This window comes from Mycobacterium sp. E787 (assembly GCF_001668725.1).
Taxonomy (GTDB): Bacteria; Actinomycetota; Actinomycetes; order Mycobacteriales; family Mycobacteriaceae; genus Mycobacterium.
Window position 1 is genome coordinate 1 of sequence record NZ_LZKL01000064.1, and the last position, 22,971, is coordinate 22,971.

Genomic DNA, 22,971 nt, shown 5'->3' on the forward strand with positions numbered 1-22,971 from the left:
CGCGGGCGAGCTTGGCCACCGCGGCCGCGCCCTCGGCACGGAACCCGGGGGCGCCCCGGCCGAAGTCGCCGCGCAGCACCACGTCGGGATGCAGCACGGACAGCAGCCGGTCGAAGTCGCCGGCGCGCCCCGCCGCGAAGAAGGCGTCGACGGCCTCGCGCTGCGCGGCGACTTCGGCCGGGGCGCCCCCGGGTTCCGTGCCGAGGGCGCGGCCGCGGTGGCCAAGCTCGCCCGCGGCTACGCGGCGCCCGAACGCGAGGTGCGCGCGGCCACCGTCAACGGCGCCGCCGGGGCGGTCGTGTACGTCGACGGCCGGCCGACGGCCGTCATGGCGTTTCTGGTGCGCGATGGGCGGGTCGCGGCGATCGACGTGCTGGCCGACCCGGAACGGATCGCAAGATTAGACCTGCGCGGGCCGCGGCCCGCTCACTGACCGGCGGCCTGCAGCAACGTCATCGCCGAGGCGCGCGACAGCACCCAGCCGCCCTGGTTGACGAACGTGACGTTCTGGGTGACCGGCGACGTGAGCTTGGGACCCGAGACCGCGACGTCGGCGGTGGCGGACCCGGGCGCGGCCGGCTGGATGTTGGTCACCCCGAACGACAGCGGCAGGTCGCCGTTCTTGGCCGCCTTCTGCAGCTTCTTGTCGGCGACGTGCGCCTCCATCCCGCTGATTCCGCCTTCGACCAGGTTGCTCTTGCTGGCGAAGGAAACGCTGGGGTCGGCCAGGCTGTTCAGCAGGCCGGTCAACTGGTCGGCGCTCGGCATGCTCGCGGCCGGCGCCGGGTCCTGCGGCAACGGAGCGCCGACCGCGATCAGGCGCACCGAGGCTTGCGGGCCCGGCGCCGCCAGCGACGTGATACCTGCGGCCGCTCCCCCGGCGACGGCCAGGGCCGCAGCCCCGGCGGCAAGGATTTTGACGGTTTTCATGGTTCCCCCTTCAACGGGCACGGATCGTGTCAGCGTGCCGCTTGCGATTGTTGTTTCGCGCCACGGCACGGTGACGTTACGGCCACGTTGTGTGGGCACCCTGTGCGCCCCCTTTGTGGGCGCACAGGTTCGCGGCGTCGCTAGTTCGTCGCCGACGCCGCCTGTATCAGGGCGATCGCGGCGTCGTGCTGCAGCATCCAGTTGCCACCCTGGTTGACGAACGCGAGGTGCTTTTCGACCGGCCCGGCGAACTTCGGGCCCGAGATGGCGACGTCGGCCTGGGCCATATTGGGTCCGGCCGGCGCAATGTTCGTCACGGCGAACGTCTCGGGGAAGTTTCCGTTGCGGTACGCCTTTCGCAGGTCGTGGTCGGCCACGTGGCCCTCGTCCGGGGCGATCCCGTTTTGCACCAGGTTGGTTTTGGTCGTGTACGACACGCCGGGGTCGGTGGCCTGATTGCACAGGTTCGACAGCTGCTCAGGGGTCGGCAGGCCGGGCGCGGGCGGCGGATCCTGCGGTAGCGGCGCGGCCGCGGCGGGAGTCACAGGCAGCGCGCCGAAGGCCGCCGCGCTCAGGGCTATCGCGCCGGTGGTCAAGGATTTCAAGCGGTTCATTTCCATGGTCAGGTCCTCCCCCTGGGTCAACTCAGAGTTGCGATTCTGCCCGCGGTGACTGCAGTTCTCGGTCTCGGGCGGGTCACGGTACGGGCACACTAGCTGTTCAGTCGGCCGCCATGGCGTCGCGCAGGCTCTTCGGCCGCATGTCGGCCCAGTGCTCGTCGACGTAGTCCAGGCATGCCGACCGGCTCGCCTCGCCGTACACGACGCGCCAACCGGCCGGGACCTCGGCGAACGCAGGCCACAGGCTGTGCTGCTCCTCGGCATTGACCAGCACGTAGAACGCGCCGGCGTCGTCATCGAAGGGGTTGGTGCTCATCGCTTCTCCTCATCGTTCGATTCTTGCCGGAGCCTGCTGAGAGCCCCGTGGCGCCCAGCACCCGGTCCGACAGCAGGCCGAGGCAGCTCAGGTTGGGGAAACCGGGGCCCTGGGTGAGTCCGGACAGATTGGGCAGGAACAGCTTTGGGGCGACGTCGGTGACGGCCAGGTCGTAGCCGATCGACTCCTGCACGGCGTCGGCGGTGAGCGGCCCGCCCAGTCCGAGCTCGAGCAGGTCGAGGGCGTCTTGGCTGAACAACGACGTGAACCACAGCGGATCGGCGCCGGAGCCGTCGATGACCAGGTCGAAACCGTGCACGGTCTCCAGGTTTTCGCTGCCGCGGTTGCTGGACAGGGTCAAACGGATCTGGCCGTCCCGGCCAACCGCGTGGGCCACGCGGCCGCGCAAGTGGCGGATGCGGTCGTCGGACAGCAGTGCCTCCTGCACGGTGGCCGAGAACACGCCGCGGTCGGTGCGGGCCAGCGCGTCGCGGCGTTCGTCGAGCGTCAGCGCCGTCCAGTCGGTGGGGTCGGAGAACAGCGAATTTTCAAAGAAGCCCTCGCCGCGGGTGAACAGCGTCACCTGCGGTGAAATGACTGTGATGGTCGAAACCCGGTGCCGGAAAAGCTCGTTGAGCATCGACGCGGCCGTCTCGCCACCGCCTACCACGGCCACCCGCTCGGCGCCGATCCGGTCCTCGCCCGCGGCGCGGTCCCAGAACTGGGCGATCGACAGCATCCGCGGATTGCCCGGCAGCAACGACTTTTCGGCCTGCCCGGGTCCGGTGATCATCAATGCGTCGGCGTGCACCCTGGTTTCGTGGGTGTGCAGGGCCCAGCGGTCGCCGGTGACGGTCAGCCGTTCGACCTCGCCGTGCACAACGTTCAGGCCGGCCTGATCGGCGACCCAGCCCAGGTACTCGCTCCACCGGCGATGAGTGGGCGCCGGCCTGCCACGGTCGATCCACTCGGCGAACGACGCGGTGGCGATCAGGTAGGACTGCCAGCTGTAGCGGGTCATCCGCGCGTCGAGCTCGGCGTTGCGGCGCGGCACCAGCGCCGAACGGTAGGGAAACCCGACGTCCTTTTCCGGGCTGGTGCCCAACCGGTGCGCGCCGTCGGTCCAGCCGCCGCTGGCCTGCCAGTTGCCCCCGACGCCGATGCGGTCGACGGCCACGATGTCGGGCACCTCAACACCCATGTCGCGCAGCACCGAAGCCTTGGCCGCGACGGCCACCGCCTTGGCTCCGGCGCCCAGGATCGCGAGCGTGCTCATGTCACCAGCTCCCGGAGGGCATCCGTCCAAAATCGTTGCAGGGTGGTCACATCCGCGTCGTCAAGAATGTCGGGCAGCGTGCGCCACTGCGCCGCCAGGACCCGCCGTTCGCCCATTGTGAGCACGACCGCAAGGATGGTGAGCTCGTGGCGCACCGCGAGGTCGGGCTCCGGCACCGGTGACACGTCGGCGAGTAGGTCGCGGTCGAGGTGCAGCCCGGTGCCGCCGGCGGTGTGGGCGGGGCCGAGGTAGTTCAGCAGCAGCTGAGGCCCCGGGAAGCCGGCGAGCCGCTCGGCGGTGTCGGCTCGCAGGTAGCGCAGCAGGCCGTAGTCGATGCCGTCGCCTTGGATTTCGGCGAGCTGCTCCCCCACGCGCCGCGCCGGATCCACCCGCAGCGGGTAGATCGAGCTGAGCAGCCCGACGGTGTCGCCGGTGTCGATGACACCCGGGCCCGGCTCGTCCAGCACGGCGTCGGCGCGGCCGTGGGTCTCCAGGGCCAGCAGGGGCGGCGGCGTGGCCTGGCCTCGCGCCCGCCGCCAGCGCGTCACCGAGGCTGCGGTGGCGGCGACGAGCAGATCGGCCAGTGGCGCTTGAGATTTCATCAGCCGGCCGCTGGTCTCGGCGTCCAGCAGCGTGGTGCGGACGACCAGGTCGCGGGCCATGTCGCGGCCCGGCCGGATCCGTCGCGAGCCGATGTCTGGATCGTCGCCCTCGAGTTGTGCGCGCCAGAAGCCGACGGTGTCGAGCCGGTGGGCCCGCACGGCGAGCGCCGCGGCCCACCGCCGATAGCTGGTGTGCTCGCGCACCGGCGCGGGTGGGCGGCCGGCAGCCAAAGAGCTTAGCGCGGCATCCAATTCGCCGAGCACCACCCGCCAGGATGCCGGGTCCATCGCCAGGACATGGGCGGCCAGCAGCAGCACGCCCGGGCCCCTCGGCGGCCGCAGCCACAGCGCGGCCAGCAGGGTCCCCCGCTCCGGGTCGAGCCGCTCCACGGCCGCCGCGGCGTGCGCGCCGACCGACGCGCGCGGGTCTTCGACGTTCACCTCGGTGAGGACGTGCCCGCGGGGACCTTCGATCAACGTCATCGCGGCGCGGTCCAGCGTGCTGCGCAGCACCTCGTGGCCGTCGACGATGCTTGCCAGCGCGGCGCGCAGATGTTCGCGCGTGACGGTGTCGGGCAGCCGGATGGCTTCGGTCTGCGCGAGGCGCCGCGGTTCGCCGTACTCGTAGAGCCATCGGGCGTTGGGCAGCAACGGGATCGGGCCACCGTGTTCGTCCGGCGGGGAATGTTGGGCGCCGCCGTCGATCACCGCGGCCAGCTCGCGGATGGTCTCACACTCCATCATCAGCCTGGCCCGCAGCGCGATGCCACGTCGTCGGGCGGCCTGCACTACCGAGATGGCCGCGATGCTGTCCAGGCCCAGTTCCGGGAAGGCGGCGGTGACGTCGATGTCCGTCTTCTCCAGGACGTCGGTGACCGCCGCGGCCAGCGCCACCTCGGTCGGCGTCTCGGCAGGGGTTACCGCATCGGCCACGATACCGGTTGCCGCCAAGGCGTTTTCGTCGATCTTGCCGTGCGGGGTCAGCGGCAACTCGTCGAGGACCACGATGTGATGGGGCACCAGGTAGCGCGGCAGCCGCTCGGCCAGCATCGAACGCAGTTCGGCCGCCGCCGGCGGGTGGGGCCCGCCCGCCACGTACGCCGTCAGCCGCGGGCCGTTGACGTGGTTGCGGGCGGTCACGTGCGCGCCGCGCACCCCGCCGTGGGCGTTGAGCGCCGCGGCGATCTCGCCCGGTTCGACGCGGAAGCCCCGGATCTTGAGTTGAGTGTCACGACGCCCGAGGAACTCCAAGCCGCCGTCAGGCATGCGGCGCACCACGTCTCCGGTGCGGTACATGCGGCCGCCGCCCCCACGCGGCTCGGCGACGAACCGCGCGGCGGTCTCGGCCGCGCGCCCCAGGTAGCCGCGGGTCAGCTGGTCGCCCGCCAGGTACAACTCGCCCGCGACGCCGTCCGGCACCGGACGCAGCCAGGAGTCCAGGACGTAGGCGCGGGTGCTGCGGGTCGGACGCCCGATGGCCGGTCGCGCATGCTGGCCGACGGCGGCGACGACGGCCTCCACGGTGGTCTCGGTGGGCCCGTAGCAGTTGAAGGCGGTCATCGCCGTACGGGCGCACTCGTGTTGGATCGCCCGCCAGGCCGTGCTGCCCAGCGCCTCGCCGCCGAGCGCGAGCACCGCCAACGGCACCCGGCGCAGCAGTCCCGCGTTGTGCAGCTGGGCGAACATCGACGGCGTGGTGTCGATCATGTCCAGACCGAACCGGTCGATCGCGGCGACCAGCGCCTCGGCGTCGCGCTGCCGTTCGTCGTCGACGATGTGCACCGAGTGCCCGTCGAGCAACGCCGCCAACGGTTGCCACGCCGCGTCGAAGGTGAAAGACCAGGCGTGCGCGACGCGCAGCGGCCGCCCGACTCGCGCGGCGGCCGGTCGCAGCACGCGCTGGATGTGGTCGTCGGCGTAGGCCGAAAGCGCCCGGTGGGTGCCGATGACACCCTTGGGCGTGCCGGTGGTTCCCGAGGTGAAGACCGCGTACGCCGCGTGGTCCGCCGGCACCGCGGCGGGCCGATAGCCGCCCGGTGTGGGGCTGTCGGCGACGGCGGTGAACAGGTTCTCGTCGACGACGACCGGTGCCGACGTCTGGCGCAGGATCTCGGCCACCCGCTCCGGCGGCATCGCCGGGTCCAGCGGCACGATCGTGCCGCCGGCCTTGAGGATCGCCAGCATCGCGGCGACGTAGCCCGGGGCCCGCGGCAGCACGATCGCGACCGGGGTCTCGTCGACCACGCCGGCCCGGGTCAGGGCGGCGGCGAGCCGGTCGGCTCGCGCGTCGAGCTCGCGGTAGGTCAGCTGGCCGTCGTGCCAGCTGACCGCTATCGAATCCGGTTGTGCGGCAGCGACTGCCGCGAACCGGGCGTGCACCGCCGGCGCCGTCTCGCGCGCCTCCGTCCGGCTCGGGCCGCGCTCGCCGTCGAGCAGGATGTCGACCTCGCGCAGGGGCCGGTCCCAGTTGTCCATAAGGCGCTGCACGACCGCCAGCAGCCGCGCGCCCAGATCTGCCGGCGTCATCGCGCCCAGCGCACCGTCGAGCGCCTCCACGAGCACGGCGAGCCCACCCGCGCCGACGTGCGCGGCGATGGTCACCGGGAAGTGCGACACGCTCTCCAGCGTTGCCGGGCGGAAAGTCACACCGTTTGCGGCGAATTCGGTGGCGCCCACCACGCCGCCGGGCGGGAAGTTCTCGTACACCAGCAGGGTATCGAACATCTCACCGACACCGGCGAGGGACCGCAATTCGGCGTGCCCCAGATAGCTGTGGTCTCGCAACGCGGCCGAGTCACGTTGCAGGACAACGCATTGCGCTTCGACCGTCGTACGGGGATCCAGCCGCACCCGCAACGGCACGGTGTTGATGAACAGGCCGACCATCGCCTCCACGCCGGACAATTCGCCGGGCCTGCCGGACACCGTCACCCCGAACGTCACGTCGCCGCGGTCGGTGACAGCCGAAAGGATCGCCGCCCAGCCCACTTGGAACAGCGTGTTCAGCGTGACCCCTCGGGCGCGGGCGGCCCGGGCCAGCGCGGCGGTGGCCTCGGGGTTCAGCCGCAGCGTGGTGCGACGCGGGATGCCCGGCGGTGCCGGGCCGCCGGTCAGCGCCGCCGACAGCAGGGTCGGGCCGTCGAGGCCCTTCAGGTGCTGGGCCCAAAGCGCCCGGCCGGCCGCCTGGTCCCGGCCGGCCAGCCAGCCGATGTAGTCGCGATACGGCCGCGGCGGTGGCGGCAACGCGGCGGTGTCGCCGTCGGCCCCGTACAGGGCAAGCAATTCGGAGACGAAAAGCGGCAGCGACCACCCGTCGATCACGATGTGGTGCGCCGCAACAACCAAATGCCAGCTGCTGTAGGGCAATTCGATGAGCAGGAAGCGGATCAGCGGCCCACGGCCCACATCGAAGCGGCGGCCACGCTCTTCGGCCGCCAAGGCCTCGACCTCCGCGGGCGCGGCCCGGACGTGCCGCCAGGGCACCTCGACGGCGCCGGGAATGACCTGCACGGGGTGGCTGAGGTTGCCGTGCACGAAGCTGGCCCGCAGGTTCGGGTGCCGGGCCAGCATCGTCGCGGCGCACTGTCGCAACAGGGCGGCGTCGAGTGGGCCCGCCACGTCGGCGGCCATCGCGATGACATACGGGTCGGCGTCGTGCGCTTCGGTCAAGGCCGTCATCGCGAACAGCCCCTGCTGCAGCGGGGTGAGCGCCATCACGTCCTCGATGGCCCGCCGCTCGTCGGCCCGGGTCACGGCTGACTGCCCCAGGACGAGGTGAGGGCCGCCAACTCGTCGGCGGAGAGCCCCGACGTGCTCATCGGCGCGTGATGCATGTCCGCGGAATCCGTTTCGGTGTCCGACTTGGCGTCGATGGCGGCCGCGAGCCGGTGCACTACGGGATGTTCGAACACCATCCGCGGGGTCAGCGGCATTCCGGCGTCGCGCGCCCGCGCGGCCACGCGCACCGCGAGGATGCTGTCCCCGCCGAGACCGAAGAAGTCGTCGTCGCGCCCGACCTCCGCGGCGTCGAGAACCTCGACGAGGATGGCCGTCAGCGCGCGCTCGGTGGTGGTGGCGGGCGGTTGGGCCGGACCCGCGGCGGGCGCCGTCTGCGGCGGCGCTGCGGGCGTTTCGGTGGCCGCCAAGAGCTCGAGTTGGCCGTCGTCACGCCACACTCCGCGCTCGCCGGTGCGGTGGAGCCTCGAACCCTGCCGGGCGGCAAAGGGATCGGCGACGAAGCGGGTCGCGGTCAGCGAGGGGGTGGCCATGCGGGCGCTGACGGCCGGTCCGCCGCCGTAGTAGACGTCGCCCACCACACCCACCGGGACGGGATTCAGCCACGCGTCCAGCAGGTAGGCCCGCGCCGGGCCGTCGCCCGCTGTGCAGCGCTCCAGGATGCGTTGTCGCTCTTGCGCGCCGGCGATCTCCACCTGGCTGAGCCGTTGTTCCGGGCGGTGGGCGAACGCCTCGACGACGCGGACCAGCCACTCGGCGAACCGGCACGCGGTGCCGCGCTTGTAGAGCTCGGGGCGGAAGATGATGTGGCCGCGGTAGCCCACTTGGGATTCGGGGGAGGTTAAGAAGTTGACCGACATGTCGACGTGTGCGACGTCGAAGATCGGCTCCAGGGCGGTGAAGGTGGTGCCGCCGGCCGGTCCGCCGTCGATGACGTGGTCCTGCGGCAGCCGGTCACGAACGTGCACGACCACGTCGAACAGTGGGTTGCGCGACAGTGACCGGACCGGGCTGACCGCGTCCACCACCCGGTCGAACGGCAGATCCTGGTGCGCGTATGCGGCCAGCGCCATCTCCCGGGTCCGGCCCAGCACCTCGCGCAGCGTCGGGTCGCCACTCAGGTCGTTGCGCAGTACCAGGATGTTGATGAAGAACCCGATCAGCCGGTCGAGCTCGGATTCGTCGCGGCCGGCCACCGGGGTGCCGATCGGGATGTCGTCGCTGCCACCGGCCTTGTGCAGCGTCACCGCGACGGCGGCTTGCAGCAGCATGAATTCGGTGACGCCGACATCGCGGGCCAGGGCGGTCACCTTCGCCCGCGTCGCCGGACCGAGGCCGAACTCCACGGCGTCACCGGCACCGCTGAGCGAGGCCGGGCGCGGGAAGTCCGGGCGCAGACCGGTTTCCGTCGGCAACCCCTTCAGTTGCCGGACCCAGTAGTCGCGCTGCGGACCGGCGATACCAGCCCCGTCGTCCAGCAGCGCCGCCTGCCACCTGCCGTAGTCCGCGTACTGCACCGCAAGCGGTTCCCACGACGGCGACTGCCCGATGCTGCGGGCCCGGTAGGCGGTCAGCAGGTCGGTGAACAGCACCCCGGCCGACCAATGGTCACCCGCGATGTGATGCACCACCAACGACAACGCGGTCTGCCCCGGAATGCGCAGCAGCGCGGCATGGATCGGCAACTCGGACTCGAGATCGAAGACGTAGCGGCGCTCGTGGTCCAGCTCGGCCCGCAGCCAGCGCTCGTCGGGCCCGCCGGCGCGCCGCACCGGCACCTCGGCGGGCGGATGGATGATCTGGTGCGGCACGCCGTCGATTTCGCGATAGGTGGTGCGCAAGATCTCATGCCGCGCCACCACGTCGGTGATGGCCGCCGCCAGCGCATCGGCGTCGCACGGGCCGCGCAACGCCGCGGCGAACGGAATGTTGTTGACGGCGGAGGGCCCGTCGAAGCGGTAGGTGGCCCAGCTGCGCAGCTGCGACGACGACAGCGGCACTGGCCCGTCGTGTCTCGCGGCCACCAGCCGCGGCCGCGCCGAATCGCGATCCAGCGTGTCGAGGTGTCCGGCGATGCCTTCGACCGTGGCGAGTTCGAAGATCTCGCGAACGCCGATGTCGACCCCGAACGTGTTGCGCACCGCCGCAACCAGTTTGGCGGCGAGCAGGGAGTGGCCGCCGAGGTCGAAGAACGAGTCGTCGGCGCCCACCCGGTCGCGGCCGAGCAGCTCGGCGAACAGGTCGGCGACGCGCCGTTGGGTGGGCGTTCGAGGTTCACGGAACGCGACGCCGGAGCCTACCTCGGGATCCGGTAGCGCGGCGCGGTCGATCTTGCCGTGCGCGGTGATCGGAATCTCGTCGAGCACGACGTATGCCGCCGGCACCATGTACTCGGGTAGCGCCGCCGCCACCCGGGCCCGGATGCGGTCGAGGTCCACCCCGGCCCTCCCGTCGTCGCCGGCCGCGGGCGTCACGTAACCGACCAGGCTCTTGCCCAGCCGCGGCAAGTCGCTGACCACCACCACGGCCTGCCCCACCGTGGGATCGACCGAAATCGCCGCGGCCACGTCGCCCAGTTCGATGCGGAAGCCGCGGATCTTGACCTGTTCGTCGGCGCGGCCCACGTACTCGACGTCGCCTTCCGCATTGCGGCGCGCCAGGTCTCCCGTTCGGTACATGCGGGCCCCGGGATTGAACGGGTCTGCGACGAAGCGCTCCGCGGTCAGCCGGGCGCGACGATGATACCCGCGCGCCAGATGCGTTCCACCCAGGTAGATCTCGCCGATGACACCCACCGGCACCGGCTGGAGCGCATCGTCCAGCAGGTGCATCGTGGTGTTGATCTTCGGCCGGCCGATGGGCACGATGCGGGTGCCCTGCGGGCCCTCCACCGGGTAGCGGCTGGCGTTGATCACCGTTTCGGTCGGGCCGTAGAAGTTGTGCAGCAGCGCGTCGAAGGTGGCGTGGAACTTGTCGGCTATCTCGCCGGGCAACGGCTCGCCGCCGATGGGCACCCGCCGCAACGTGCGCCACTGGTTGACGCCCGGCAGCGACAGGAACAGCCCCAGCAGCGACGGCACGAAATGCATTGCGGTGATTCCCTCGTCACGCAACAGGCCGGTGAGGTAACCGATGTCGCTCAGCCCGCCGGGGCGGGGGATCACCAGCCGTGCGCCGCAGGCCAGCGTGCCGAAAATCTCGGCGATCGACACATCGAAGCTTGGCGAGGCGACCTGCAGCAGCCGGTCGGTCTGGTCGACCCCGTACTCGCCCTCGAACCAGACGAAGTACTCCGCGACGGGGCGGTGCGGCACCGCGACTCCTTTGGGCCGCCCGGTGGTTCCCGAGGTGTAGATCACGTAGGCGGTGTTGTCCGGACGCAGCGGCCGGACCCGGTCGGCGTCCGTGGGGTCGTCGCAACGGTAGCCGGCCAGGTCGGTCACCGGCTCGCGCAGCACCAGCGCCGCGTCGCAGTCGTCGAGGATGAATTCGAGCCGGTCCCGCGGGTAGGTGGGGTCGACGGGCACGTACACCGCACCGGCCTTGGCGATGCCCACCGCGGTGACGACCAGGTCCGGTGTCTTGTCGAACAGCACGGCGACCCGGTCCTCGCTACCGATTTCCCGTCCGATCAGCCAGTGCGCCAGCCGATTTGCCGCCTCGTTGACGGTGCGGTAGCTGAGCCGGCGGCCCTCGTGGACCACCGCGACGGCATCGGGGGTCCGCGCGGCCCGCTCGGACACCAGATCGGCGAGGGTCGCGGGCGGGGTGTCGAACGCCTCGCCGCGCGACACCTCACGCAGCCACGCGGCGTCGGCCTCGCCGAGCAGCTCGAGGGCGGCCAACGGCTTGTCCGGTTCGGTCAGGGCGTCATCGAGCAGCACGGCGAAGTGATCCAACATCTGGCGGACCAGCGCGGGTTCCAGAATCTCCAGCAGATGCTCGGCCTCGATGAGCGCACCGGTGCTGTCGAATTCGACCATGCAGCCGAGCGGCAGCTGAGTGAGGTTGCCGCGCAGGTCGTAGCGCTCGCATCCGACGCCGGGCGGCCGGAATCCGCCGACATCCGGCTCGCGAAATCCGAAGCTGACGCGGGTCAGTCGTTCGGCGCCGTGCCGGCGGTCGGGGTTCAGTTCGCGGACCACGCGGTCGAGGTCGACCCGTTGATGCGCGAACGCGCCGGCGGCGACGTCCCGGGTCGACGTCAGAAGCTCGCGGAAGCTCATCGTTGGACGCGGCCGCAGCCGCATCGCCACCGTGTTGCCGAAATACCCGATGGCATCGTCGGTTCCGGCGCCACGGTTGAGCACCGGCGTGGCCACCAGGAAGTCGTCGCAGTGGGTATAGCGGTGTATCAGGGCCCCGAAGGCGGCCAGCAGCACCATGTACGGGGTGCAGCCGGCGTCCCGCGCTGTCGACCTCACCCGTTGGGCGGTGCCATCGGACAGTCGCAGCGTCGCACGGGCGGCGCGCCAGCTGGTCGGCACGTTGGTGCCCGCCGGACCGGGCAGTTCCAGTGGCTCCGGCGGATCGGCCATCACGGCGCGCCAGTAGTCGAGATCGGCGTCGCCGGTGTCCGGTCCGGCCGACGGTGACGGGCGGTGCGGCTCCAGCCGGTCCCCCTGATACGCGCCGGTGAGATCGGCGAAGAACACCCGCCAGGAGGCGTCGTCCCACGCGATGTGGTGGGCCACCAACAGCAGCACGCGTTCGTCGGCTGCCGTTTGTACGACGGTGATTCGCACCGGCGCGTCGGCGGAAAGGTCGAAGGGCGCGCTGAATTCGCGCTGCGCCAGCACTTCCAGCCGGAGCCGGCGGGCCTGCTCCGACAGGCCGGTCAGGTCGTGTTCCGCCCACCCCGGGCGCAGATCGTCGTGCACCGTGGGCCGCGGATCGCCGTCGTCGCCGGCGGTGTAGGTGGTGCGCAGGATGCGGTGACGGCGCGCCACCGCGTTGGCGGCGTCGCGCAGCCGGGCGACGTCGACGTCGCCGGTGATCCGGTAGGAGACGCAGACGTTGAGCAGCGCGCCACTCGGGTCGGCCAGCTGCGCGAACCACATGCGGGCCTGGCCGGCGGAGAGCCGATCGTCGGCGTGCAGATCGGCGTCCTCGTTGCCGCCCGACAGACCGCGTTCGGCGAGCCTGCGCCGAAGCAGCTCGAGGCGGGCCGTGTCGGCGATGTCAGTCACGCGAAATGTCCACCTTCTGTGCCGTTTCGGGCCGCCCGGCGGCCCCGAGTGTGTCGACGAGTTCGTCGCCGGTGATTTCGCCCATCAGCATCGCCAGCGGCACCGTCCGGCCGATCGTCCGTTTGAGTCGCCTGCGCAGGTCCAGTGCCAGCATCGAGTCGACGCCCAGATCGAAGAGCGATTCGGTGAGGTTCACCTCGGCGGGCGGCGCGATTCCGAGCACCGCCGCCAACTGGGTGCGCACCGCATCGACCACCGACACCTCGGCCGAACCGTGCGCGGCGACTTCCGTTGCCCGCGCTGGCTGTGCGGACCGGCCGCCGTCGAGAAACATCTGCAGCCGGGCCGCATCCGCCGCGAACACCAGCGGGTCGTCATGCCAGTCGCGCAGGCTCGCCTCGATCGCGGCGCGCGGCGCCATCGGGCGAAGCCCGGCCCGCTCGATGTCGGCCACCACGGCCGTATCCGCCATGCTGCGGCCCGAGTCGGCGGAGCCCTGCCACAGGCCCCACCGCACCGCGATGCACTGCCTGCCCCCGGCGCGCACCCGGGCGGCCAGCACATCCAGCAGCCGGTTGGCCGCCGCGTAAACAGCGTGTCCCCGCCCGCCCCACACGCCGGACACCGACGAGCACACCAGCATGCGGGCATCGGGCCGAGCCGGCCACAGCTCGACCAGCCGAGCAAGGCCGCCGACCTTGGCGGCGAAGGTGTCGGCGACGGCGGCCTCGGTCAAGCCGGCGAGCGCACCGAACGCGGCAACGCCGGCGGCGTGGACGATCAGCGAGGCACCCGCGGCGCCGTATTCCGCTGCGGCGAAGGCTAATTGGGCCGGATCGCTGATGTCGCACGGCGGCGACACCAGCTCGGTGCCGTACCGGGCCGTCAAGGACTTCAGCACTGCGGGGTCCGCGGGCCGGCGGCTCAGCAGGACGATGCGCCGCGCACCACGCTCGGCGAGGTGGCGGGCGTAGTGCATGCCGATCGCGCCGGCGCCGCCGGTGATCACCACGTCGTCGAGCAGGCACGAGTCGGTCAACCATTGCGATGCGGCGGGCGCGTCGCGGAAGGACCGCTCGAACAGCACGTGCCGGCCGGCGGAAGGGCGCAGCGCCGCCGCACCCAGCCCGGACAGAGCCGCTTCCACGACCGCGACGCCGGTGGCCGGCGCCAGCTCCCCCGGCGGCAGGTCGAGGTGGGTGAAACGCTTTTCGGGGTAATCGAATCCGATGCTGCGGTGCATTGCGGCCAGCGCGGCGGGCACGGGCGACGGCGGCGCGTCCCGAGCGCCGACCCGCTCGGCGCCCGCGGTGACCAGGCAGACGGTGTGGCAACGCGGACCGAGCGCCTGCGCATAGTCGAGCTGACCGGAGCCGATCAGTTTCGTGAGGGTCTCGGCGGCCCGGCCGGCGTCGGCGCCGTCGAAGCGCGGCGCGATCACCACGGCGATCTCGGCGTCGTGCGGTGCGCCGGGTTCGGTCGCGGGGTGCGACGCGAACGCCGCGCGCAGCGCGCGGGCCGGCGGGCCGTCACCGCCGAGGTCGACCACCGCGAGGCGCGCCGGCGGTCCCGGAACCGGTGTGGTGGTCCGCGGCGCGGGATCCCAGTGCTCCAGGGCGACGGTCAGCCCGGGCAACCGAGGCGGTGCCGTCAGCGGCTCCGGATGCGCCCACATCGGAATCGCGCGCATCGGTGCGTTCGGGAAGCCTTGCAGCGCAACATCATCGGCCAGGAGGTCCAGGTGGTCGCCCCAAGGGTAACCGGGATCGGCCACCGCCGCGGTGACGATATTCGCCGAGAGCGCGTCACCCAACGGCTCGTCCCGGTGAGCCGATCCCACCAGCACCGCCGGGTCCTCGCGTGACTCGAAGATCTGACCGATCGAGAACAACAGCGCGGGGTGGGCCGACAACTCGATGAACGCCCCGGCGCCACACCGGATCGCCGATTCGAACGCGCGGTCCAGCCGCACCGTGTTACGCAGGTTGGCATACCAGTAGTCGCGAAGCCGGGTGCCCGGCGCCACCACGTCGCCGGTGGTGCCGCCGATGAATCGCGCTGGGGCCTCGGCGAATTCGGAGTCCGGCAGCCGCGCCGCGAATTCGTCGCGCAGCCGCTCGAGCAGGCTGGTATGGCCCGGAAACCCGGCGGGGATCTCGCGGGCGAACCGACCGTCGGAGCGAACGGCGTCGACGACGGCCAGCACCGCGTCGCGATCGCCGGAGACCGCGACGGTCGAGGCGGAATAGACCACGGACAGCTCCACCCAGCCGTCGGCGGCCGCGATCAGCTCCCCCGCCGCCCGGGCGCCCACTCCCAGCGTCGCCATCGCGTAGCGACCCGGAAGGCGGTCGACCACCTCGGCACGCGCGGCGACGACCCCGACCGCATCCGGCACCGTGATGTTGCCAGCGACGACGGCGGCGGCGACCTCTCCCAGGCTCTGCCCGATGGTGAGGTCGGGTACCACGCCGCACGAACGCCACACGTCGGCCAGCGCGACCGCGTGGACAAATTGCGCTGCCTGGACCTCGACCTCGGAAAAAGTTTGCGAGACACCGTCGGCCGTCAGGTAACGCAGCGGCGATGCGACGCCGGCTTCCTCGAACGCGGCCACGCAGGCATCGCCCGCGGTCCGATAAGCGTCGAGCGTCCGGTAGGCGGCGGCGCCCATGCCCGGCCAGTGACCGCCCTGGCCGGGGAACACGAACGCCCGTCGGGGCGCCGCGCTCAGCGCCGACCTGGCGACCAGCGGATGCTCGCGCCCGACCGCCAGCGCGCGCAAGCCGTCGGCCAGCTCGCGCCGGTCCGCGGCCCGGACCACCGCACGGAACCTGCGGACCCGCCGGGTCCCCCGCAGTTGCCGCGCCACCTGCGCCACGGTAGTTTCCGGGAAGCGGTCGAGGTAGTCGGCGATCGCGCGGGCGTCCGCAGGCACGAGTTCGTCGGCGTGGGCGCTGAGCAAAACCGGGACGCGACCGTCGGGCAGCCGTTTGAGGGGCATCAGGCGGCCCCGCAGCCGGTGTCGGGCATCGAAACGATCACATGGGCGTTGGTGCCGCTCATCCCGAACGCGGACACCGCCGCGGTTCGCCACCCGTTGACGGCCCGCCACGGGGTCAGCTTGTCGGCTAACCGCAAACCGTGTCTCTCCCAGTCGATTTCGCGGCTCGGCTCGTCGACGTGCAGGGTCGGGGGTATCGCCTCGTGCCGGGCCGACAGGATGACCTTGGCCAGACCCAGCGCGCCCGCGGCGGCCTGCGCGTGCCCGATGTTGGACTTGACCGATCCCAGGAGCGGTCCGCGCCCGGCCTGCGCGGCGCCGTAACTGCCCGCCAAGGCCAGCAGTTCGGTCCGGTCACCGAGCCGGGTGCCGGTGCCGTGCCCTTCGACCATTCCGACGTCGACGGGCTCGACCCCGGCCCGGGCGAGGGCGCGCCGGAACAGCCGCAGCTGCGCGTCTCCGCTCGGGGCCGTCAGCCCGTTGCTTCGACCATCGGAGTTCAGGCAGCTGGCACGCAGCTCGGCGAGGATGCGCCGGCCGTCGGCCACCGCGCGGGACCGGCGCTGCAGCACGAACATGGCGGCGCCCTCGCCCCATACGGTTCCGCTGGCGTGCGCGCTGTAGGGCCGGCAGTGGCCGTCATCGGACAGCGCGTGCTGCTTGGAGAACTCGACGAAATAGCCCGGGGTTCCCATCACGCAGACCCCGCCCGTCAGGGCCATGTCGCAGTCGCCGGCGTGAATCGCCTGCGCCGCGGTGTGAAACGCGGTCAGCGCCGAGGAGCACGAGGTGTCCAACGTCAGCGCGGGCCCCGCCAGGTCCAGCGTGTACGCGATGCGCCCCGAGATGACACCCAGCGACGTACCGCTGATCAAATGCCCACTGTGGTGGGAGAATTCGGAAAGCGCGGGACCGTATTCGAGCGCTGAAGCGCCGATGTAGCAGCCCACATCGTGGCCGGCCAGAGCGTCGGGGTTGATCCCGCCGTTCTCCAGGGCGCGCCAGGCCAGTCGCAACGCGACGCGCTGCTGGGGGTCCATCGCGGTGGCTTCGCGAGGCGAGATCCGAAAGAACTCGGGATCGAATGCCGTTGCGCCGGCGAGGAAGCCACCGAGATTGTGGATGGGCTTGAATCCGTCCCGCCGTGACCCGTCGAAAAGCTCGCGCAGCGCCCAGCCGCGGTCGGTGGGAAACGGGCCGAGTCCCTCGCGCTGTTCGGCGAGCAACGCCCAGTATTCGTCGGCGGTTTCCACCCCGCCCGGTGCCTCGAGCGCCAGCCCGACTACCACAACCGGGTCGACGGGATCGCTATCGGACATCGGCGCTCACCATCCGGGCCACCGCGTCCAGGTGATCGTTGAGGTAGAAGTGACCGCCGTCGTAATGCGACAGCGTGAATTGGCCGGACGTGTGAGTCTCCCAGCCGGTCAACATCTCCCGGGTGATGCGATGATCGCGGGCGCCACCCACCGCGTGAATGTCGGCGGCGATGCGCACGTCGGGACCGCAGGCGTAGGTGTTGAGGGCGCGGTAGTCGGCCTGCACCGCCTGCACCAGGAGCTCGACGAATTCTTCGTCCTCCAGCAGGGCGGGTTCGGTGCCACCGAGATCCACCATGTCCGCCAGCACGCCGCTCTCGCCGGTCGGCAGCGGCCCGTGCGCGCCGACCGTCGACGGGGCCTGCCCGGCCGAGGCCCACAGCACGCGGACCGGCACCCCGAGGCGTTCGGCGACGCGGGCGAACTCGAACGCGACCACCGCCCCCATGCAATGCCCGAACAGGCTCAGCGGAGCCGCCGACGCCCAGTCGCCCGCTTCGAAAAGCTCGAGCGCCAACTCCTCGATGCCGCCGTGCGCCGGGTGGTGCCGCCGGTCGGCCCGCTGCGGGTACTGCACCACGAAGGCATCGACACCGTTGGCCGACAGCGCTTTTGCCAGCGGCCGGTACGCCGCGGCGGCACCACCGGCGTGGGGGAACACCACCACCGAGCCGCGCCCGGCCCCGCCGGTGAACCGCTTTACCCAGGACCGGAACTCCCGCGGCGCCGGCGCGGGTCCGACTTCCAGCGCGGACAACACCTCGACGCTCGACATGCCCGCGATCTCCAGGTACACGTCGGCCACCTGTTCGAGCCGGGCGTCGTCGGTCTCCCGACCGACGAGCAAGCGGGCCAGGGTGGCGACGGTCCGGGCGGCGAAGACGTCGGCGACCATCAGGCCCGGCGAATCGAGCCACCGCCGGATACCCGCGACCGCCTGCGTCGCGAGCACGGAATCGCCACCGAGCGCGAAAAAGTCGTCGTGCACGCCCACCGCGTCGGCGTCGCGGTTGAGCAGCCCGGCGACGATGTGGCACAGCGCCCGTTCCAGCTGCGTCCGCGGCGCCTCGCAGGGCGCCCCGGGGGACCGCTCGGCCACCGCCGCGGCGAGCCGGGCGGCGACCGCACGCCGGTCGAGCTTGCCGCCGTCGGTGAAAGCGATGCGCTCAACCGTCGACACATGCGCCGGAATCATTTGGGCGGGAACGAGATCGGCCAGATAGTCGCGAATTCGCCGGGCGGGCACTGCGGGGCCGTCGAGGCAGACCTGCGCGGCCAGCACCTGGGCGCCGCCGGGCGCGGGCACCAGGGCGGCCACGGCGGCGCGCACCCCGGGCACTCGCCGCAGGGCGGCCTCGATCTCGCCGAGTTCCACGCGATACCCGCTGACCTTGATGCGGTGATCGACGCGGCCGACGAACTCCAGGTTGCCGTCCGGCCAGTAGCGGACCAGATCGCCGGTGCGGTACCAGATCCGGCCTTCGTGGGTGACGAAGCGCTGGGCGGTCAGCTCGGGGCGCCCGCGGTAGCCGCGGGCGATGCCGCGGCCGGACACCCAGAGCTCGCCGGCCACCCAGTCGGGGCAGTCGGCGCCGCCCTCACCGACCACCCGGCAGGCGATGTTGGGAAACGGCCGGCCATAGGGCACCGCCGTCCAGTCGTCGGGCAGGTCATCGTCCACCTCGAAAATGGTTGCGTGCACCGCGGTTTCGGTGGCGCCGCCCAGCCCGGCGAACCGCACGCCGGGCGCCAGGGCCCGAAGTCGCCGGGCCAGCCCGGGGCGCACCCAGTCGCCGCCGGTCGGCACCGCCCGCAGCGACGACAGCCTGCCCCCACCGACCTCGACCAGCATCTCCAGCCAGCCGGGTAGGAAGTTCAGCACGGTGACCCGGTGGGTGTCGATCAGCCGGGCCCACGCGTCGGGATCGCGGCGCTGCGCCTCGTCGACCACCACGATCGCCCCACCGGCGCGCAGCGTGGCGAAAACGTCGAGCACCGACATGTCGCATTCCAGGGTGGACAGGGCCAGGCACCGATCGTCGGTACCGATGCCGAAGTGGCGGGTGAGGAATTCGACCGTGTTCATGGCGCCGTCGTGCGTCATCTCGACGCCCTTGGGCTCGCCCGTCGACCCCGAGGTGAACAGGACGTAGGCGAGCCCCGCGGGATCCGTTGGGGCGGGCGCGATCTCGGATGGCGGGTCGCGCAGCACCTCGGCAAGCACCAGCGCCGGCACCGGCAGCGACAGCGGCCGCCCCCCGCACACCAGCGCGAGTCTCACGCCACCGGTTTTCAGGATGCGCTCCGCGCGGTCGGGCGGCTGGTCGACGCCGATCGGCAGATAGACACCACCGGCGGCCAGGATCCCCAGCAGCGCGGGCACCTGTTCGCCCGTCTTCGGGCCCATCACCGCCACGGCGTCGCCGGCACCGATCCCGGCCGCCCGCAGCGCCGCGGCCACCGCGAGCGCCTGATCGCGCAACCGCGCGTAGGTGAGGTCTCCCGAGCCGGCGAAGACGGCGGGCGCGTCGGGTTGCCGCTCGGCCCGGCGGAAGAACCCGTCGTGCAGGGCTTCGCCGCTGGGTTCGGCGGTGCGGGCGTTGGCCGCCTCGCGCGCCGCGCGCTGCGCCTCCGGCAGCGCCGGTGGGCCGGGCGCGTCCCAGGCTTCGTCGGTGGCGGCCAGCCGCAGCAGTTCGTCGATCTGGTGGGCGAACATCGCGTCGATGACACCGGGCGCGAAGACGCCGTCGCGCACGTCCCAGTTCACCAGGACCCCGCCCTCGAACTCGGTGACCTGAGCGTCGATCAGGACCTGGGGCCCCTGGGAGATGATCCACGAGGGCGTGCCGAATTGCGTTGTGACGTCGGCACTGAACAGTTCCCCGAGACCGAGGGCGCTGGTGAAGACCACCGGCGCCAACACCTGGGTGCCGCGATGTCGGCTGAGGTCGCGCAGCACCGACAGCCCTGGGTAGGCCGAATGGGCGGCGGCAGTCCGCATGGCGTCCTGGACGGCGTGCGCCCGCGCCGCCGCGGTGTCTTTTGCGCCGGCCAGGTCGCTGAAATCAACGTCGAGGAGCAGCGAGGAGGTGAAGTCGCCGACCAGAAGGTCGACGTCGGGGTGCAGCGGCCGGCGCCCGAACAGCGGGACGTTCAACAGGAATCGCGCGCCGGACCAGCGGGCCAGCGCGTTGGCGAACGCCGCGGCCAGCGTCATCGCCGGGGTGACGCCGCGGGCCCGGGCACGGCCGAACAGCGCGTCGCGGGTGTCCGGGTCCAGCCAGTGCCAGCGCCGGGTGCTGGTCCGCGAGCCCCGGCCGCCGATCGATGGCGGCGCCGGCGCGTCGGGCAGCCGCGGGATCCGCCGCGCCCACCAGTCCCGGTCGGCGTCGCGGTCCGGTCGCGGCTGCGCGTCCGCCGCGTTGACGGCCTGGCGGTATTCCCGGTAGCTGTAACCCAATTCGGGAAGGTCGCGGCCTAGGTACAGCGCGGCCAGGTCGGCCATCAGGGTGCGATAGCTCATCGCGTCGGCGGCCTGCATGTCCAAATCGACGTGCAGCCGGGAGCGATCGCCGGGCAACAGCGTCAACGTCAGTTCGAACACGGCGCCGTCGAGCTGCTGGTGCGATTTGGCGTCGCGCAGGGCTGCCAGCCGCCGCTCGATGACGTCGGCCCCCTGGTCGAGCGCGCCGCGCAGGTCGACCACTGCGACCGGGAACTCACCGCCGTCGTCGGCGCGGATGCGCTGCGTGCCGTCGGGCAGGAACCGCACCCGCAGCATCGGGTGTCGGCGCGCCAACAGGGTGGCCGCGATGCGCAGGCGGTCCGGGTCGATCGGGCCGCCGTCGAACTCCACATACAGGTGCCCGGCCACCCCGCCGAACGGCTGGTTGTCCTGCCGCCCGACCCACATCGCGTGCTGCATCGGGGCGAGCGGGAAAGCGTCGCCGGCGTCCGCGGCGGCGTCGACGAGTGGGTCCGCAGGCTCGGCGGTGGGCGCCGGCACGGCGGCGGTAACCAGCTCGGACCAGGCCTCGATCGTGGGGGCCGCGGCCAGCGTGGCGAAGTCGACGGCGACGCCGCCCCGGCGCCAGCGACCGGCCAGCGTCATCATCCGGATGGAGTCCAGGCCCTGGCCGATGAGGTTGCCACCTGGGTCGATGGCGTCGGCGCTTACGCCGAGCAGCTGGGCCACCTCCGCCCGGATGTCCTCCGAGCACGCCGGGGCACGCACCACGAAACCCTCCCTTAATTAGCCAAGGCTGCCCTAAGTTGTCTGGTTACCCTATCCTCGATACCTGCGCGCCGCTACCACCCCCCACCCAGGAGTCCGATGGAACCGAACCCACCGCGGCGTCCGGGCCCGAGGGGATTCGTGCCGTTCCCGGCCGACCGCGCCGCGTCCTACCGGACGAAGGGCTATTGGGCGGGACGCCCGCTGGACAGCCTGCTGACCGACGCGGCGCGCCGCTGGCCCCGCCGGCGCGCTGTCGTCGACGCCGCGGCGGATACCGGGTTGAGCTTCGGCGAACTCGACGCGCGGGCCGATCGCGTCGCGGCCGGGCTGGGGCGGCTGGGCATCGCACCGGGCGACCGGGTGCTGCTTCAGCTGCCGAACGGCTGCTCGTTCGCGGTGGCGCTGTTCGGCTTGCTGCGGGCGGGCGCGATCCCGGTGCTGTGTCTGCCCGGCCACCGGGCCACCGAACTGGCCCACTTCGCCGCGGTCAGCGATGCGACCGGCCTCATAATCCCGGACACCGCAAGCGGTTTCGACCACCGGGCGATGGCGCGCGGTCTGATGGCCGAGCACCCCGCGCTTACGCACGTCGTCGTCGACGGCGACCCCGCGGAATTCACCCCGTGGACGCACCTGTGCGACGAAACCGCCGGAAAGCCCCCAGTGCCGCCGCCTGATCCGGAAACACCTGCCCTGCTGCTGGTTTCGGGCGGCACCACCGGCACTCCCAAACTCATCCCCCGCACCCACGACGACTACCTCTTCAACGCGACCGCCAGCGCCGAGGTCTGCGGGCTGGGCGGCGACGACGTCTACCTGGCGGTGCTGCCCGCGGGCCACAACTTCCCGCTGGCCTGCCCCGGCCTGCTCGGCGCCATGTCCGTGGGCGCCGCGACGGTGTTCGGCACCGACCCCAGCCCGGAGGCCGCCTTCGCCGCGATCGAGCGCCACGGCGTCACGGTCACCGCGCTGGTGCCCGCGCTGGCCACGCTGTGGGCGCAGGCCTGCGACTGGGAGCCGGCGACACCGAAATCGTTGCGGCTGTTACAGGTTGGCGGCTCGCGGCTGGAACCGGCGGACGCCCGCCGGGTGCGCGCCGCTCTGACTCCGGGCCTGCAGCAGGTGTTCGGGATGGCGGAAGGCCTGCTGAACTACACCCGCCCCGATGACCCGGCGGAGATCGTCGAGAACACCCAGGGGCGACCGTTGTGCGTCGACGACGAAGTGCGCATCGTGGACGCCGCGGGCGAGCCGGTGCCGCCCGGCGAAGAGGGCGAGCTGCTGGTGCGCGGACCGTACACGCTCAACGGGTATTTCCGCGCGGAGCGCGACAACGAGCGCTGCTTCGATCCCGACGGCTTCTACCGCAGTGGCGACCTCGTCCGCCGCCGACACGACGGCTACCTGGTGGTCACGGGCAGGGTCAAGGATGTCATCTGCCGCGGCGGCGAGACCATCGCGGCGGCCGAACTCGAGGAGCACTTGGCGAGTCATGCCGCGATCCGTTCGGCGGCCGCTGTCGCACTGCCCGATCCCTACCTGGGCGAAAAAGTTTGTGCTGCAGTTGTTTTCACCGGAGAACCGATCACCCTCGCGGAGCTGAACGCCCACCTGGACGAGCGCGGTGTGGCCGCCCACGCCCGGCCCGACGCGCTGGTCGCGATGCCGGCGCTGCCCGTCACGCCGATCGGCAAGATCGACAAGAAAGCGATCGTGCGTCGACTCGCCGGGCGATGACGGCGC

Annotated in this window: 10 protein-coding genes and 1 pseudogene; 2 read left to right on the forward strand and 9 right to left on the reverse strand. The window is 71.9% G+C overall.

Going from position 1 to position 22,971, the window contains the following annotated elements:
- Positions 1 to 154: 154 nt before the first annotated feature.
- Positions 155 to 433 (forward strand): annotated as a pseudogene (locus A5705_RS28140) (RNA polymerase subunit sigma-70); the annotation flags it as partial.
- Here the strand turns inward: A5705_RS28140 and A5705_RS13465 are convergent.
- From A5705_RS13465 to A5705_RS13505, 9 genes are all read right to left on the reverse strand, one after another.
- A complete protein-coding gene (locus A5705_RS13465; protein WP_067876567.1) occupies positions 427 to 930 on the reverse strand; it encodes a hypothetical protein in 504 nt (167 codons plus the stop codon). The pseudogene A5705_RS28140 and the gene A5705_RS13465 sit on opposite strands and share 7 nt — an antisense overlap.
- 140 nt (positions 931 to 1,070) lie before the next feature.
- Positions 1,071 to 1,544 (reverse strand): hypothetical protein, encoded by a 474-nt coding sequence (locus A5705_RS13470; protein ID WP_067876564.1) that lies wholly within the window; start codon positions 1,542 to 1,544, stop codon positions 1,071 to 1,073.
- A 106-nt stretch (positions 1,545 to 1,650) separates the two neighbouring features.
- A complete protein-coding gene (locus tag A5705_RS13475; protein WP_068278092.1) occupies positions 1,651 to 1,866 on the reverse strand; it encodes an MbtH family protein in 216 nt (71 codons plus the stop codon).
- Positions 1,844 to 3,142, reverse strand: a complete 1,299-nt coding sequence (gene mbtG, locus A5705_RS13480) for an NADPH-dependent L-lysine N(6)-monooxygenase MbtG (protein ID WP_068278094.1) — start codon at positions 3,140 to 3,142, stop codon at positions 1,844 to 1,846. Before mbtG ends, A5705_RS13475 begins: the two co-directional genes overlap by 23 nt.
- Positions 3,139 to 7,497, reverse strand: coding sequence for a non-ribosomal peptide synthetase (locus tag A5705_RS13485; protein ID WP_197521269.1), 4,359 nt, complete (start codon positions 7,495 to 7,497; stop codon positions 3,139 to 3,141). The genes mbtG and A5705_RS13485 overlap by 4 nt, the downstream gene beginning before the upstream one ends.
- Positions 7,494 to 12,668, reverse strand: coding sequence for a non-ribosomal peptide synthetase (locus tag A5705_RS13490; RefSeq protein ID WP_068278096.1), 5,175 nt, complete (start codon positions 12,666 to 12,668; stop codon positions 7,494 to 7,496). Before A5705_RS13490 ends, A5705_RS13485 begins: the two co-directional genes overlap by 4 nt.
- Positions 12,661 to 15,672: a mycobactin polyketide synthase MbtD gene (mbtD, locus tag A5705_RS13495; RefSeq protein ID WP_068278097.1), complete on the reverse strand. Its 3,012-nt coding sequence runs from the start codon at positions 15,670 to 15,672 to the stop codon at positions 12,661 to 12,663. Before mbtD ends, A5705_RS13490 begins: the two co-directional genes overlap by 8 nt.
- A complete protein-coding gene (locus tag A5705_RS13500; RefSeq protein WP_068278103.1) occupies positions 15,672 to 16,991 on the reverse strand; it encodes a polyketide synthase in 1,320 nt (439 codons plus the stop codon). Before A5705_RS13500 ends, mbtD begins: the two co-directional genes overlap by 1 nt.
- Positions 16,981 to 21,228 carry a non-ribosomal peptide synthetase gene (locus A5705_RS13505; protein ID WP_068278105.1) on the reverse strand — a complete coding sequence of 1,416 codons (4,248 nt, stop codon included), beginning with the start codon at positions 21,226 to 21,228 and terminating at the stop codon, positions 16,981 to 16,983. Before A5705_RS13505 ends, A5705_RS13500 begins: the two co-directional genes overlap by 11 nt.
- 96 nt (positions 21,229 to 21,324) lie before the next feature.
- Between A5705_RS13505 and A5705_RS13510 the strand changes: the two genes are divergently transcribed.
- Entirely contained in the window at positions 21,325 to 22,965 is a 1,641-nt protein-coding gene (locus tag A5705_RS13510; protein ID WP_068278107.1) for a (2,3-dihydroxybenzoyl)adenylate synthase, read from the forward strand.
- The last annotated feature ends 6 nt before the right edge of the window (positions 22,966 to 22,971 follow it).